Below are 15,051 nucleotides of genomic sequence, written 5' to 3'. Positions count from 1 at the left end.
CTCACTCGTCGCCGCGTTCGCCGTCCCTGCTACCGGACCCGACCCCGAGCAGGTCGGCGGCGAGGACGGCGGTCACGCCGGCGCAGTAGCCGACGAACGCGCTGGTCACCCCGACCGCGGCGAAGCTCACCGTCACGTCGCCGATCGCCGGGTTCCCCCCGTTGATCCCGGGGACGCCGACCACCGTCCCGAGGAGGACGAACCCGCCGAGGACGGCCGCCGGCACGACGCCGACGGCCAGGCACGCCGGGCCGCCGCAACGCGCGTAGGCACCGGCCGCGGCCAGCGGTCCGGGCGCGTAGAACACGAGCAGCGGCAGGAGCCGGTCGGTCAGCGCGCTCGCCGTCGGCACGCCCGTCGACTCGGCGAGGAACGCGGCGACGAGCGCGAGCGCCACGGCGCCGGCGAACCCGACCACCAGTCCGACCGCGCGGCCGCGGCGGCGTCCCAACAGCAACGCCTTCGTGGTGGGCATGTCCGTGGATCGCTCGCGAGGTCACTTAAAACCGCGTCGGACGGACGGCGTCCTCGGGGCCGACGGCGTTCGGCGCCGCGGAGCTCGTCTCAGTCGTGACGCAGCTCCCGCACCCGGTCGATGTTCCACGCGAAGCTCTTCCCGTCCTCGGTCGGCGTCTCCAGGGCCAGCGGCACGTCGACCAGATCGGGGTGGTTGAGGATCCGCTCCATCCCCGCCTCGCCGATGTGCCCCTCGCCGATGTGGGCGTGCTCGTCCTTGTTGGTGCCGCACTCGTGTTTCGAGTCGTTGAGGTGGATGTACTCCAGGTGTTCTAACCCGACCACGTCGTCGAACTCCGCGACCGTCTCGTCGACCGCCTCGGGCGTCGAGAGGTCGTAGCCCGCCGCGAACGCGTGGGCCGTGTCGACGCAGACGTCGATGTCAGTCTCCGTGCGGTCGACGATCCCCGCGAGGTGTTCGAACTCGCCGCCGAGCTTCGTCCCCGCGCCCGCGTCGCTCTCGATCAGGACCGTCACGCCGTCGGGCACGTCGAGGTCGTCGATCACCGACGCGGCGTTGTCGAGCCCGCCCTCGACCCCGGCGCCCGTGTGCGCGCCGAGGTGGACGTTGACGTACGGGATACCCAGCTTGTCGGCGGCGTCCACCTCCTTTTGCATCGAGTCGAGCGACTTCTCCCGGAGCGCCTCCTTCGGCGTACAGAGGTTCACGAGGTAGGAGGTGTGGATCACCCACGGTCCCTCCAGGTCGCGCTCGGTCCCCTCGCGGAACCGCTCGGCCTCGTCGTCGCCGATGTCCGGGTCCTGCCACACCTGCGGCGAGTGGGTGAATATCTGCCCGCAGTTGCCGCCGACCTCGACCTGGTTCGCCACGGCGTTGTCCACGCCGCCCGCGATGGAGACGTGCGCGCCGACCTTGAGGCTCATACCGGTTACACGGAGGCGGTCGAAAAAGCCCCTTCGGAACCGGGAATCCCCGCCCCGCCCGCCGAGGCCGCTACGCCCCGCCGCTGCCGGGGCGCGTTCGGACCCACGCCTCGTCGCGGTACTTCTCCGCGACGAGCTCTTCGGCTCGTTCCAGCTCCGCCTCCGTCCACGAACCGTCCGTCTCCACGGTCGCGTCCGGCGCCGCTCCCGCCCAGTCGGCCAGCGCCGCCTCGACGGCCGCGACCGCGTCCGCCCGGTTGACGTCGACCAGCTCGTCCATCCCGACGACGCGGTCGCGGAACGCTCCGGGTGTCACCGGGGGGTCGGCGAAGACGCCCAGATCGCGGTCCGCTTCCACGGAGAACGTCAGCGACCCGTGCTGAATCACCGCCTCCCGCTTGCGGTACTGCGCGTTGCCGGCGATCTTGCGCGGTCCATTTCGGCCGTCGTCGGCAACCACGTCGTGCGCCGCGTGAAGCTCGCGGAGGTAACACGCCGGGTGGTACAGCTCCGGCAGCGGCTCCTCGACGTAGTCGGCGTCGATCCCGAGCCGGTCGAACGCGTCGAGGACGGGCTCGCAGAGCAGGTGATAGCAGTCGAGCAGCTCGCTCGGCACTTCGTCCGCGGGGACCGCGATGGAGTACGCCACGTCCCCGCGACCGTCGTGGTAGATCCCGCCCCCGCCCGTCTGCCGGCGAGTCACGTCGACCCCCTCGCGCTCGCAGAACTCCCAGTCGACCGTCTCCGGCTCCTGATGGCGCCCGAGGGTGAGACAGCTCGGCTCCCAGCGGTAAGTGCGGAGCGTGGCGGGCCCGCCCGCCGCGGCGGTCTCGGCGGCGACCTCGTCTAACGCCATCTGCATCGGGCCGGGGCGGGCCTCCTCGCGGATCAGCCGCCAGTCGACGGCGGGCGCGGTCATACCGCTCCCGTGGGGCGCCGCTCCGAAAGCGGTTGCGCTCGACGTCGCGAACGGCGAGATTCGGATTTGTTATCGCAGTATGCGATTTATCGGCCACCGATCCCGAACGCGCGTCCCTTTTACGAATCGCCGGAGTAGGGGCGCGCATGGTGCGAAACGTCGCCGGCGACATGGCGGAGCTCGACCCCGAGGACTTCTACCTCCTCTCGGGCGTCGAGCAGGGGATGCGCTTCTCGGAGTGGGTCCGCCGCGACAAGCTCCCCGACTACGCCGACCTGACGCGCGAGGAGGTCGACTACCGGATCGACCGGTGTCTCGACCGGGAGCTGATCGAGCGGAAGACGATCCAGTACGAGGGGTACCAGCTCACCTTCGAGGGGTACGACGCGCTGGCGCTCCGGACGTTCGCCGAGCGCGAGACCATCGACGGCGTGGGGTCGCCCCTGGGGCTCGGCAAGGAGGGCGACGTGTACGAGGCGCAGTCGTTCCGGCCGCTCGCCCTGAAGTACCACCGCGAGGGGTACACCAACTTCCGCGAGGTGAACCGCGAGCGCGAGTACACCGCCGACCGCGACCACGTCTCGTGGCTCTACACCGCGCGCAAGGCGGCCGAACGCGAGTACGAGGCGATGGAGGAACTGTACCCCGACGTGAGCGTCCCGCGGCCGGTCGATCACAACCGGCACGCCATCGTGATGGAGAAGTTCCCGGGCGTGGAACTGTCGCGCGCGAAGCTTGACCCGGAGCAGGCGGTCGGGGTCCTCGATCTGATCCTCCGGGAGCTGACGACCGCACACGACCTGGGCTGGATCCACGCCGACGCGTCCGAGCACAACGTCGCCGTCGCGGAGAGCGGCGTGACGGTCTTCGACTGGCCGCAGGCCGTGCCCGTCGACCACGAGAACGCGCGCGACTTCCTGAAACGCGACGTCGAGAACCTCACGCGGTACTTCGCTCGCAAGTATCCCCACGAAGTGCCCCGAGAGGCCGATATCGACGGCATCGCCGCCGCTATCGCCGACGGCTCGTTCGACAGCGTTCGAGCGTTCGACGACCGATAAACCAGATAGCGCGATATACAATTCTTATCGGGCAGTACGCTGCCCGACGCGGAACCACCGCGTTGAAACCGGTCGCTCGCGAGACTCCCGAACAGATCATGGAGGACTCGGACCCCGACCGCCTCGCCGCCCGGATTACCGAGGGAGACGCTGAGGCGGTCGTCGCGACTGTCGCGGACCTCACGGCGGTCGACGCCGACACTCGTAAGCGCGCGCTGCGCGCCGTCGGAGACGCGGTCGACGACGGGACCCGCCTCGACGGGGCGGCCGTCGGGTCGCTGACGTCGTTCCTGACCGACGACGACCGGGCGGTTCGGCTGACGGCCGCGAAACTGTTCGTCGCGCTCGCGCGGACGGCACCGGAGGCCGTGACCCCCGCCGTCGATTCGCTCGGGGAGCGGCTGGCGGACGACGCGGAGTTCTACTACGTCCGGGCCCGCTGCGCCGAGGCGCTCGGATACGTCGCCGTCGAGTCGCCCGAGGCGGTCGCGGACCCGGCGACGCTGGCCGACCTCCGCGTCGGACTGGAGTTCGACGAACCGGAGGTGAAAGAGAAGCTCGCGAAGGCGCTGGCGCACGTCGCGCTCGGCGATCCGAGCCGACTCCGCCACCACGTCGACTCGCTCGCCGAGCACCTCGACGCCGGCGACGAACTCGTGAGGTATCACCTCTGTACCGCGCTGGTCGCGATAGGCTGTGAGCACCCCGATCGACTGACGGCCGCCGAGGCCGCCCTCGGCGAGCGCCTCCGCGACGAGAGCCCGTACGTCCGGGGACGCGCCGCCGAGGCGCTCGGCCTGCTCGCCGGAACCGAGCCGCCGAAAGAGCGCGCCGACGCGGGCGAGGCGCTTGACGAGGTCGACGCCGACGCGGCGCCGTCCTTCCTTCTCGACCGCGCGGAGTTCTGCCGGCGCCGACTGGCCGATCCCGCGTCAGATCCGGTGTCCGGCGTCGGCACCGTCGAGTCGGTCCGCGAGGGGACGGCCGACGCGGTCGCGGCGATGACGGTCCCCGACGACGGCGTCTGCCCGCACTGCGGCCTCGACTTCGCCGACGGCGGCCCCCCGATGTGTCCCCGCTGCGGGACGCCTCGCTGACAATTTTGGCCGGCCTAAAGATTCGGAACTCTTTTGAAGAGTTAGGCGAGCCTAAAACATATGGCAAACGAACGGCCCGACCGGCCGGAACCGTCTCGGCGGGACTACGTCAAGTACGGCGCCGCCGTCGGTGTCGGCGGCCCGCTCGCCGGCTGTACGTCCGACGCCGGCAGTTCGTCGAGGGCGACGGACGACGACCCGGCAGCCGAAAACGAGACGACGGATGGGGACGACGGCGGGACGACGAGCGACGAGGAGTCGACCGGGGACACCGGGTACTCGGTGACGATGTCCCCTGTCGGGACGGTCGAGTTCGACGCCGTGCCGGAGACGGCCGTGACGTTCGACGACGTGTGGATCGACCATCTCGTCTCGCTCGGGCAGGGGGACAAGCTCGTCGCCAAGGCGCGCGACGGCGAGTTCTTCGGGAAGTACTACGACCAGCTCGACGGCGTCTCCTTCGACGGGGACGAGGTGAAGGCGATCTGGGGCGGGGAGGCCATCGACAAGGAGGTCCTCTACGAGGCGGACGCCGATGTCCACCACATCGACCCCATCCGGGCGATTGAGTACCTCGGCTTCGACGACGCGGACGTCGAGGAGGTCAGGTCGAACATCTCTCCGCTCTTTGCGAACCGGTTCAGCCGGTCGCACAACGCGCCGGAGTCGGCGACCGACTATCGGTACTACACGCTCTGGGAGCTCGCCGAGAAGTTCGCGCAGCTGTACCAGGTTCCGGACCGGGTCGCGGCGTACAAGCAGGTCCGCGACGAGATGGTCGCCGACATCGAGAGCCGCCTCCCGCCCGAGGAGGAGCGTCCCACCGTCGGACTGGTCGTCTTCTGGGCGGACGACGAGAAGTGGTACCCCTACAGGATCAACAGCCCCGGCTTCGGCCGCGCGCAGTACCAGCACCTCGGCGTCAACGACGCGTTCGACGACAGCGACAAGACGTACAACGCGAACTACGAGGCCGCGTACGACCACGAGGCGATGCTGGAGATCGACCCCGACATCCTCATCCAGAACTTCGGCATCGGGTACCCCGACAGCGGCGCGGGCTCGATGCGGCAGGCGGTGTACGACCTCATCGAGGACGACCCCGTCGCACAGGAGCTGACGGCGGTGAAGAACGACCGGTTCTACCCCGGCGGGACGGCGTTCCAGGGACCGATCTTCAACCTCTTCCAGATCGAGATCGCCGCCAAGCAGATCTATCCGGGCGAGTTCGGGGAGTTCAACGGCGTCGGCGAGCCGCCCGAGGACGAGCGACTGTTCGACCGGCAACGCGTTTCCGACATCGTCAACGGCGACATCTGACCAATGAGCACCACCGACCCCGAACCGACACGCGACTGCGACCGCGACGTGGCCGTCGTCGGCGGCGGCCCGGCGGGCTGTTCCGCGGCCGTGTTCTGCGCCCGCGAGGGGCTCGACACGGTCGTCTTCGACCGCGGGCGCTCGTCGCTCAAGCGCTGCGCGCACCTTGAAAACTACCTCGGCTTCCCGGCCGGGATCGACGTCGAGACGCTGTACGGGCTGATCCACGCCCACGCCGAGACCGCCGGCGCCGCGATCGTCCCGGACCTCGTCGAGTCGGTCGACCGCGCCGACGACGGTGAGGGATTCGTCGTCACTCCGCAGGAGGGCGACCACGTTTCCGCCCGCCGCGTGATCGCGGCGACGCGCTACGACGGCTCGTACCTGCGCGGACTCGGCGACGACGCGGCGATGTTCGACACGTACGAGCACGACGGCGAGGAGCACGACTGGTTCGACCGCGAGTACGCCGCACATGACGGGACGACGCCCGTCGACGGGCTCTACGTCGCCTCGCCCTCTGACGAGGCCGACACGCAGGCGATCATGGCCGCCGGCCGCGGCGCCCGCGTCGCGCACCGCGTCATCGCCGACGCCCGGATCGACGCCGGCTGGTGGGAGGCGGTCGCGGACGGCACCGACTGGGTGCGCCGCGAGGCCGAACTCGACGCCGAGTGGAGCGACCGCGACCGGTGGACCGAGTGGTTCGACGACCACTACGGCGAGGACGCGCCCGTCGACACCGACTCCGAGCGGTACCGGCGCGTCCGCGCGGCGGCCATCGACGACTCGCTCTCGTCGTACGTCGAGCCGGACGAGATCGAGGAGCGCGCGACCGCGGGGCAGGTCGCGCTCGCGTCGCACCTCGACGCGGACCGAGTGGCGGAGGCCGCCGACGCCGAGGCGCTGGTCGACGGTCTCGACGCCGAGGCCCTGCTTGACGCCCTCGACGACGAGACGCTCCTCGATGCGGTCGACGACGACAGCGTTCGGGACCGCGCCGCCGAACTCGGCCCGACGCAGGGGGGATCCTGACCGTGGCGACCGGCACTTCCTCGGAGACGGCCGGCTGGCGCGAGCAGTGGTTCGGCTGGTTCGACGGCGCGCTGTTCTCCCTGTGCGCGGCGAGCCTCGCCGTCGTCGTCGCCGGCGGGCTCGTGCAGGTGAGCTTCGGCGCGTTCTCGATGACCATCGTCGACGCGTGGCAGGCCGTGTTCACCCCGCGGGTCATCTTCGATGCGCAGGCGTGGCGGGCGTTCCTCCTCGGAGCCGAACTCCCCGAGATGGGCAAGCAGAGCCTCATCGTCTGGAACATCCGGCTCCCGCGGGTGTTCGTCGGGATGCTCGTGGGGATGAACCTCGCCGTCTCGGGCGCCATCTTCCAGGCCGTCACGCGGAACGAACTCGCCAGCCCGTTCATCCTCGGCGTCTCCTCCGGGGCGGGGCTGATGATCCTGCTCGTCCTCGTCGCGTTCGCCGGCGCGACGCTCGCGATACCCTTCCTCGCGGTGTCGGCGGACCTGTCGCTGTCGCTGACGACGGTCGAACTCGGAATCTCGTCGCTGTTGCCCGTTCTGGCCGCCCTCGGCGGGGCCGCCGCGTTCCTGGTCGTCTACGTCATCGCGTGGAAGAACGGGACCTCTCCGGTCCGGCTCGTGCTCGCGGGGGTCATCGTGGGCACGGTGTTCAGCAGCCTCCAGACGGCGCTGTTCTTCTTCGCGGACGACATCGGCGTCGTCCAGTCGGCCATCGCGTGGACCACCGGCTCGCTGACGGGCACCGACTGGGAGCAGGTCCGGATGGCCCTGCCGTGGACCGCCGTCGCGATGCTGCTCGCCTTAGTCAGCTCCCGCCAGCTGAACGTCCTGCTGCTCGGCGAGCGGACGGCCAGCTCGCTCGGGATGAGCGTCGAGAAGGTCCGGTTCGCCCTCTCGGGCGTCGCGGTGCTCGCGGCCGCCGCGAGCATCGCCGTGGCGGGCATCGTCGGCTTCGTCGGGCTGATCGTCCCGCACATGGTGCGCAACATCGTCGGGAGCGACTACCGGAAGCTGGTGATCGGCTGCGTGTTCGCCGGCCCGGCGCTGCTGGTCGCCGCCGACGTGGGCGCGCGCCTCGGCATGGCGGTGCTCGTCGGCTCCGACGCGCAGATCCCGGTCGGGATCGTGACCGGACTGGTCGGGGGACCGTACTTCCTCTACCTGATGCGCAAGCAGGAACAGATGGGGGAGATCTGATGGCGCTCGACCAGACGAGCGACGGCGAGTCGAACCGCGACGCCCGCGCCGACGCCGGCGCGGACAGAGAGGCGGAGGCGCGCCCGAGCGCCGACGCGGACCGGCGAGACGCGGGCGACGCCGCCGACGGGCGCCTTGACGGCGAGGAGCTCGTCCTCTCGTACCCGTCGACCGACGGGCCCGTCGTCGACGGCGAGTCGATCACGGCCGAGGCGGGCGCGGTGACGGCGCTCGTCGGCCCGAACGGGTCCGGAAAGAGCACGCTGCTGAAGGGGCTCGCCGACCAGCTGGCGCCCGCCGCCGGCTCGGTGCTCGTCGACGGGCGGGCGCTCGACTCGTTCGACAAGAAGGAGCTCGCACGGACGATGGGGCTGCTCTCGCAGGAGAGCACGTCGCCGAACAGCATCACCGTCGAGGACCTGGTGTACCACGGGCGCTACCCGCACCGCGGGTTCTTCGAGACGACGACCGACGAGGACGAGGCGGCCGTCGACCGCGCCATCGAGCTGGCGGGCTGCGGTCACCTCAGGGACCGCGAGGTCGGCAGCCTCAGCGGGGGGCAGAAACAGCTCGCGTGGATCGCGATGGTGCTCGCGCAGGACACGGACGTGCTCCTCTTGGACGAGCCGACGACGTTCCTCGACCTCCACCACCAGATGGAGGTAATGGAGATCATCGAGACGCTCCGGGACGAGAGCGAGGTCACCGTGGTCGTCGTCCTCCACGACATCCAGCAGGCGGCGCGGGTCGCCGACCGCGTGGTCGCGCTCAAGGACGGCGCGATCCGCGCCCGCGGCACGCCGGAGGAGGTCGTCACCGAGGACCTGCTCGCCGAGGTGTTCGAGATCGACGCCGCGGTCGATCAGACTCCGCGCGGTCCCCGGATCGAGCCGCTTCGCGCCCGGCACGACGACGACCGCGAGCGCCCGAGCGAGCGCGTCGCGCGGGCCGACGGCGGCGACGAGTAGGGTCGCGACCGGCGCGGTCGATCCCGGGTCGTCGGCGAACGGCGCTCCGCCGGGAATCGACGGATCAGAATCCTTTTCAATTTTTAGGTCAGCCTAAAAATATGGCAGACGAACGAAGCCAACGTCGGGGGCCGACCCGGCGAGACTACGTGAAGTACGGCGGCGCGGTCGTCGGCGCGGGAGTGCTCGCCGGCTGTACGGGCGGCTCCGAGGGCCCCGGGTCGAACGCGACCGACGACGAGACGACCGGCGGGTCGAACGCGACGGACGGGTCCGACGCGACGGGAGACTCGAACGGCTCGACGGCCGACCCCGGCTACACGGCGACCATGGCGCCGGCCGGCGAAGTCGCGTTCGACGCGGTCCCGGAGGACGTCATGGTCTACAGCCTCCTGTACGCCGACCTGGCCGTCGCGCTCGGCCACGGTGACGCGGTCAACTCGCTCGGCTTCGACGCCGACGCCGGCGGGAACACGCTGGACGCCTACTACGCCGACCTCGAGGGCGTCTCCTTCGACCGCGACGGGCTCGCGCAGCTCAACACGGGCTCCGGCGGCGGCATCTCCGTCGACCGCGAGTTGCTCTACGAGCTCGACAGCGACCTCCACCTCGCGGATCCCTGCCTGTTCGTCTCCTTCGACGGGTGGACCGAGGACGACGTCGCCGAGATCCGCGACAACGTCGGGCCGTGGTTCGGGAACATCTACAGCCGGCGGCGCTCGCAGCCGCCGGAGCCGTGTCGGGACCGGTACGAGTACTACGCGCTCCCGGACGTCGGCGAGCGCGTCGCCGCCGTCTTCCGGGAGGAGGAGCGGTTCGCCGCGCTCGACGCGGTCCGCGAGGACCTGCTCGAGACGGTCCGGAGCGACCTCCCGCCGGCCGAGGACCGGCCGACGGTCGCGACGCTCATCTACATGGACGGGACCTACTACCCCTCGCGGACCGACGGCCCCGGGTTCGCGAACGCGCACGTCCGACCGCTCGGCGCCCCCGACGCCTTTGCCGGCGACGAGGTCACCTACGAGACGACGTACGACCACGAGGCGCTGCTGGAAGTTGACCCCGACGTCATCCTCCACCAGTTCGGCATCGCCTCCTACTACAACGTGGGCGCGGTCCGCGAGGAGTTGGCCGACCACCCCGTCGCGAGCGAGCTCTCCGCGGTCGCGAACGACCGGTTCTACCCCTCCGGGAACCCGGTTCAGGGCCCGATCATGAACCTGTTCCAGCTGGAGATGACCGCGAAGCAGCTGTACCCGGAGCGGTTCGGCGAGTGGCCCGGCTACGACCACGGCGACGCATACCCCGCGATCCCCGACGGCGAGCGGCTGTTCGACCGACAGCGCGTTGCGGATATCATCAACGGAGACGCCTGACATGAGCGACGACGACATCACCACGACCGGAGAATCGACCCGGCGCGACTACCTGACGTACGGCGGCGCGGTCGTCGGCGGAACCCTCCTCGCCGGCTGCGCGGGGCCCTCCGACGAGTCGGATTCCGGTGCGGACTCCGGCGAATCGGACACGGGTGCGGACTCCGGCGCCCAGGACGCGAGCTACTCGGTGAGCATGGAGCCGATGGGGACCGTCGAGTTCGAGTCCGTCCCGGAGACCATCGCGCCGTTCACCGCCGACTACATCGACATGTTGGTCGCGCTGGGCAAGGCCGACGCCGTCCGGTCCATCTGGTACCGCGGTCGGTACAAGACGAACCACTACGACGAGCTCGACGGCGTCTCCGTCGACCTCGACGGCCTCACTCAGCTGTGGAACGACGGCGTGTCCAAGGAGCTGTTCTACGAGATGGACGCGGATCTACACCTCATCGATCCGCACTCGCTGACCGACTGGCTCGCCGCCTGGGACCCATCCGACGTCGACGAGATCCGGGACAACGTGGCCCCGTTCCTCGGGAACCTCATCTTCCGCCGCACGGACGACTGGCACGACTACCGGTACTACTCGCTGTACGAGGCCTTCGAGAAGGTCGCCGCAGCCGTCCAGGAGCGAGAGCGCTTCGAGGCGATCCGATCGATACACGACGACCTCGTCGCGACGGTTCGGGAGCGACTGCCACCGCAGGCGGAACGCCCCGACGCCGCGCTCATGTTCGCGGGCAAACAGCCCGAGGAGTTCACGCCCTACCGGATCAGCGGCGAGGGCGCGAACAAGGAACACTTCCACGCGGTCGGCATCGAGGACGCCTTCGAGGGGACGGGGGTCGAGGGGTACACCGGCTCCGAATCGCTAGACTACGAGACGCTGCTGGAGATCGACCCCGACGCCTTGCTGCTCCGGTACCACGGGCGGGGGATGAGCCGTTCGGAGTTCGAGGAGACGGTCGTCGCGTACCTCGAGGACCACGACCTCGGCAGCGAACTGACGGCCGTTCAGGAGGGCCGGGTGTTCCGCGGCGGGCCGATATACGCCGGGCCGCTTCACAACCTGTTCATGATCGACCGGTACGCCACCGGCCTCTACCCGGACCGGTTCGAAGACGAACGGCTGTTCGACCGACAGCGCGTTGCGGATATCATCAACGGAGACGCCTGACATGAGCGACGACGACATCACCACGACCGGAGAATCGACACGACGCGACTACGTGAAGTTCGGCGGCGCGGTCGTCGGCGGGGGGCTGCTCGCCGGCTGTACCGGCGCGTCCGACGACGGCTCGACGCCGGCGGACAACGAGACGACCGGCGCGACGAACGGGACCGACGAATCCGACGCGGCGGCGGACTCGGACGGCGCCGACGAGTCGACCGACGCCACCGGGTACAGCGTCGAGATGGCGCCGGTCGGCGAGGTGGAGTTCGACGGCGTCCCGGAGACGTGGGAGTCGTACTTCCCGGGCTACGCGGACATGGGCGTCGCGCTCGGAAAGGCTGACGGGCTCGCCGCGGTCGGGTTCAAGTCGCGGTACCACACGTCGTACTACGACGAGCTCGACGGGGTCTCCGTCGACAAGGGGGAGATCACGCAGCTGTACGACGAGGGGATCGACAAGGAGCTCTACTACGAGCTCGACAGCGACATCCACCTCACCGACCCGCAGTGGCTGCTCAACAACTCCTTCTTCGGACTGGACGAGAGCGACGTGACGGAGCTGACGGAGAACGTCGCGCCGTTTATCGGGAACACGATCTTCCGCCGGACCGACTCCTGGCACGACTACCGGTACTACACGATGTACGAGGCCTTCGAGAAGGTCGCGGAGATATTCCAAGAGGGCGACCGCTTCCGGGCCTTCGCGTCCCTCCACGACGACCTCCTCGCGCGGGTCCAGGCGGACCTCCCGGCGGCCGACGCCCGGCCCGCGGGACTGCTGTGTTTCGCCGGGTCCGACGAGCCCGAGAAGTTCTCGCCGTACCGCCTCACCGACAAGGGGACCAACAAGAAGCACTTCCACGACCTGGGCGTCTCGGACGCGCTCTCCGGGACCGGCGTCGAGGGGCTCTCGACGGACGACCGCGGCCAGATCGACTACGAGACGATCCTGGAGGTCGACCCCGACGCGCTGTTCGTCCGCGGGCACGAGGCCAAGAGCCGCGCGGAGTTCGAGGACACCGTCCTGGCGTTCATGAAGGAACACAGCGTCGCGAGCGAACTGACGGCGGTCGAGGACGGCGCGGTGTACCGCGGGGGGCCGATCTACCAGGGACCGATCCAGAACCTGTTCCTGACGGAGCGGTTCGCGACGCTGCTGTACCCCGACACGTACAGCGGCGAACTGTTCGACCGCGACGCGGTGAGCGCCATCGTCACCGGCGACGCCTAAACCGCGGGCGGACGTTTCGGCGCCGCGGTCACGCCCGGGGGCCGGCCCGCGGGCGGGTCGCGAGCGCGGACTCCGTGTGGAGCGGACCGTGACGACGCGTCTCGTTTCGGGGGCGTGCTGACCGGTACTTTCTTGTGTTTTTAGGCTGGCCTAAAACATATGCTCGGAGGGAACCGCACCGACACCGGATCGATTCGGAGAGCCGTTCGAACCTGCGCGATCGCGTCGCCCGGTCGGCGGACCGAGGCCGGCAGTACGGACCACACCTGAACCATGGCACCGACTGACACTGTCGGGCGGACGAGCGCGGCCACACGGATCGCGGTCGCCGTCGTCGACGGAGGGGCCCTGAGATGAGCGTCGACACGTACGTCGAACGAGCTCGGACCCGCGTTCGGACGGAGCGGGAGGCCCTCGACGCGAAACGGACGGCGTTCGAGCGGTTCGATCGCCGCGTTCGGTCGATATCGACCGACCCGACGCCGGCCGCGTCGACGAGCGCCACCGCCGTCACGGGGACGGAGCGGCGCGTGCGGTCGGCCGACGACGCGCGCTGTCGTGATGTCCGCCAGGCGTTCGAGGAGACGGTCCGGCCGCACAGCCTCGACGACGTCGAGGGCTCCGGCGACGAGTCGCTGCTGGAGACGGTCCGCTCGGAGCTCACCGAGTCGATCGCGCTGGCGCTCTCGCCGGCGACCGACGCCTCGTTCAGTCCGCAGCTGAAGCGGACGGTCGTCGCCGAGACGACCGCCCGTCGGAACGAGGTCGTCGCGCTCGAGGCGGCGCTCTCCCGGGAGGCGGCGCACCTGTCCGACGCCGCCGACGCCGTCGACGCCGTCACCGAGCGCATCGTCGACCTCGACGAGACGCCGCTGACGGCGCTCGGTTTCGAGGCGCTCGAGGCGCGACACGAGACGCTCGACGAACTCCGATCGCGGTGCGCGGACCTGGCGCGGCGCCGACAGGAGTTTCTGACCGGCACGACGAACAACGGAGTCGAGGCGGGCGTTTCCCACCGCCAGCTCCCCCCGTACCTCTACCGCGACTTCCCCGTCGATCACCCCGTCCTGTCGACGGTCGCGACGCTCGACGCGACGTGTGACGACTGCCAGCGAGCGGTGCGGAGACACCTCGTTCGGAGGGTATGACCGTGGGAAGCGGACCGCGAGGTCGGCGCGCTCGGGCGTGGGCCTGGACGTACCTCGCGATTTTCGGTCCCGGTGACGGCCGTGAGGAAGGGGACGGCGCCGACGACGCCGACGGACCGTCGTCCAGCGGGGCCGACGGCGGGACGCGAGGGGGCGAGCGATGACCGGCGCCCCGCAGTACCTCTTGGCGGTGTACATCCTCGGACATCGGGACGGGGAGCCGATCCGGACGAGCGCGGTGGCCGAGGCGCTCGACCGGTCGCCGGCCACGGTCACCGAGACGTTCCAGCGGCTCGACGATGACGGCCTCGTCGAGTACCGGCCGTACGAGGGCGCGGCGCTGACGGACGCGGGACGCGAGCGGGCCGCGGAGCTACACGAGACCTACGTGACCGTCTCGTGGTTCTTCCGGAGCGTCTTGGACCTCGACGACTCGGAGGGCCAGGCGATGCGGGTGGCGGGGCTCGTCAGTCCGATCGTCGCCGAACGCCTCGCGGAGACGCTCCCCGTCGAGACGGGCGATGGCCCGGGAACCGACTCGGACGACCCGAACTCGGCCGACGGCGAGCGGTCTTGACCCCGGCCCGAACGCGCCCTCACCCCGGCAGAATCCGGGTGGCGGGTACCGACCGCCGTCCCGTTTTAGGCGATACGAAAAATAACAGAACGTAATTACTTATCAGTGAAATCTCGGTATATATCCTATATATGGGCTCTATCGCGTGTTTTAGGGTACCCTAATACCACAGTTTTATGATACTATGCGTTGAACGTGAGAACGCAATGAGCGCAGAAGGACTCGAACGGCAGACGCGGAGTTACCTGAGCAACGAAGTCCCGCAGATCCAGCAACACGGCGGCAGCTTCGAGATCCGCGACGTCGACGAGGAGGCGGGAACGGCGACCGTCGCTATCGGCGGCGCGTGTTCGGGCTGTGGTATCGCCCCGATGACGATGAAGGCCATCGAGCGCCGCCTGCCCGAGAGCGTCGACGGCCTCGAAGACGTCGAAGTCGTGCGGTCCGGCGGCCCGCGAGCCGCGGTGATGCCGTCGAAGACCGACGAGATGGACGAGATGGACGAGTACGAGGACTACAGCCCGCCGTTCTGACCGGGGAAC

At 69.7% G+C, this 15,051-nt stretch carries 15 protein-coding genes; 12 read left to right on the top strand and 3 right to left on the bottom strand.

All coding sequences use genetic code 11. The features are described from left to right. Position 1: 1 nt before the first annotated feature. The 3 genes from AMR74_RS09105 to AMR74_RS09095 all read right to left on the bottom strand — a co-directional run bounded on the left by AMR74_RS09105 (position 2) and on the right by AMR74_RS09095 (position 2,320). The gene (locus tag AMR74_RS09105) at positions 2-475 is read right to left on the bottom strand and encodes a hypothetical protein (RefSeq protein ID WP_053771755.1); all 474 of its coding nucleotides are present in this window, start codon (positions 473-475) and stop codon (positions 2-4) included. An 89-nt stretch (positions 476-564) separates the two neighbouring features. Next, positions 565-1,401 (bottom strand): deoxyribonuclease IV, encoded by an 837-nt coding sequence (locus AMR74_RS09100; RefSeq protein ID WP_053771754.1) that lies wholly within the window; start codon positions 1,399-1,401, stop codon positions 565-567. A gap of 70 nt (positions 1,402-1,471) precedes the next feature. Then, positions 1,472-2,320 (bottom strand): lipoate--protein ligase family protein, encoded by an 849-nt coding sequence (locus AMR74_RS09095; RefSeq protein WP_053771753.1) that lies wholly within the window; start codon positions 2,318-2,320, stop codon positions 1,472-1,474. A 146-nt stretch (positions 2,321-2,466) separates the two neighbouring features. On the opposite strand from AMR74_RS09095, the gene AMR74_RS09090 reads away from it, so the two are divergent. From AMR74_RS09090 to AMR74_RS09035, 12 genes are all read left to right on the top strand, one after another. After that, entirely contained in the window at positions 2,467-3,381 is a 915-nt protein-coding gene (locus AMR74_RS09090; RefSeq protein WP_053771752.1) for a serine/threonine-protein kinase RIO2, read from the top strand. Between the two features lie 98 nt (positions 3,382-3,479). Further along, a complete protein-coding gene (locus AMR74_RS09085) occupies positions 3,480-4,478 on the top strand; it encodes a HEAT repeat domain-containing protein (RefSeq protein WP_053771751.1) in 999 nt (332 codons plus the stop codon). Positions 4,479-4,538: 60 nt separating this feature from the next. Then, positions 4,539-5,798 (top strand): ABC transporter substrate-binding protein, encoded by a 1,260-nt coding sequence (locus tag AMR74_RS09080; protein WP_053771750.1) that lies wholly within the window; start codon positions 4,539-4,541, stop codon positions 5,796-5,798. Between the two features lie 3 nt (positions 5,799-5,801). Next, the gene (locus AMR74_RS09075) at positions 5,802-6,833 is read left to right on the top strand and encodes an NAD(P)/FAD-dependent oxidoreductase (RefSeq protein ID WP_053771749.1); all 1,032 of its coding nucleotides are present in this window, start codon (positions 5,802-5,804) and stop codon (positions 6,831-6,833) included. Next, the gene (locus AMR74_RS09070) at positions 6,830-8,032 is read left to right on the top strand and encodes a FecCD family ABC transporter permease (protein ID WP_394324737.1); all 1,203 of its coding nucleotides are present in this window, start codon (positions 6,830-6,832) and stop codon (positions 8,030-8,032) included. Before AMR74_RS09075 ends, AMR74_RS09070 begins: the two co-directional genes overlap by 4 nt. Then, positions 8,032-9,000, top strand: a complete 969-nt coding sequence (locus AMR74_RS09065; RefSeq protein WP_053771747.1) for an ABC transporter ATP-binding protein — start codon at positions 8,032-8,034, stop codon at positions 8,998-9,000. The genes AMR74_RS09070 and AMR74_RS09065 overlap by 1 nt, the downstream gene beginning before the upstream one ends. Positions 9,001-9,101: 101 nt before the next feature. Next, positions 9,102-10,376 (top strand): ABC transporter substrate-binding protein, encoded by a 1,275-nt coding sequence (locus tag AMR74_RS09060; protein WP_053771746.1) that lies wholly within the window; start codon positions 9,102-9,104, stop codon positions 10,374-10,376. Between the two features lies 1 nt (position 10,377). After that, on the top strand, positions 10,378-11,556 hold the full coding sequence (locus AMR74_RS09055; RefSeq protein ID WP_053771745.1) for an ABC transporter substrate-binding protein: 1,179 nt from the start codon (positions 10,378-10,380) through the stop codon (positions 11,554-11,556). A 1-nt stretch (position 11,557) separates the two neighbouring features. After that, positions 11,558-12,784 carry an ABC transporter substrate-binding protein gene (locus AMR74_RS09050; RefSeq protein ID WP_053771744.1) on the top strand — a complete coding sequence of 409 codons (1,227 nt, stop codon included), beginning with the start codon at positions 11,558-11,560 and terminating at the stop codon, positions 12,782-12,784. Positions 12,785-13,137: 353 nt separating this feature from the next. Then, complete coding sequence (locus AMR74_RS09045) at positions 13,138-13,932, top strand: DUF7260 family protein (protein ID WP_053771743.1); 795 nt, start codon at positions 13,138-13,140, stop codon at positions 13,930-13,932. A 160-nt stretch (positions 13,933-14,092) separates the two neighbouring features. After that, a complete protein-coding gene (locus AMR74_RS09040) occupies positions 14,093-14,509 on the top strand; it encodes a metal-dependent transcriptional regulator (RefSeq protein ID WP_053771742.1) in 417 nt (138 codons plus the stop codon). Between the two features lie 206 nt (positions 14,510-14,715). Continuing rightward, the gene (locus tag AMR74_RS09035) at positions 14,716-15,042 is read left to right on the top strand and encodes a NifU family protein (protein ID WP_053771741.1); all 327 of its coding nucleotides are present in this window, start codon (positions 14,716-14,718) and stop codon (positions 15,040-15,042) included. The last annotated feature ends 9 nt before the right edge of the window (positions 15,043-15,051 follow it).

This window comes from Halorubrum tropicale (genome assembly GCF_001280455.1).
In the GTDB taxonomy this organism is placed as follows: domain Archaea; phylum Halobacteriota; class Halobacteria; order Halobacteriales; family Haloferacaceae; genus Halorubrum; species Halorubrum tropicale.
Note: the sequence above shows the minus strand (reverse complement) of the source record. Positions and strands in the feature narration are given on the sequence as shown.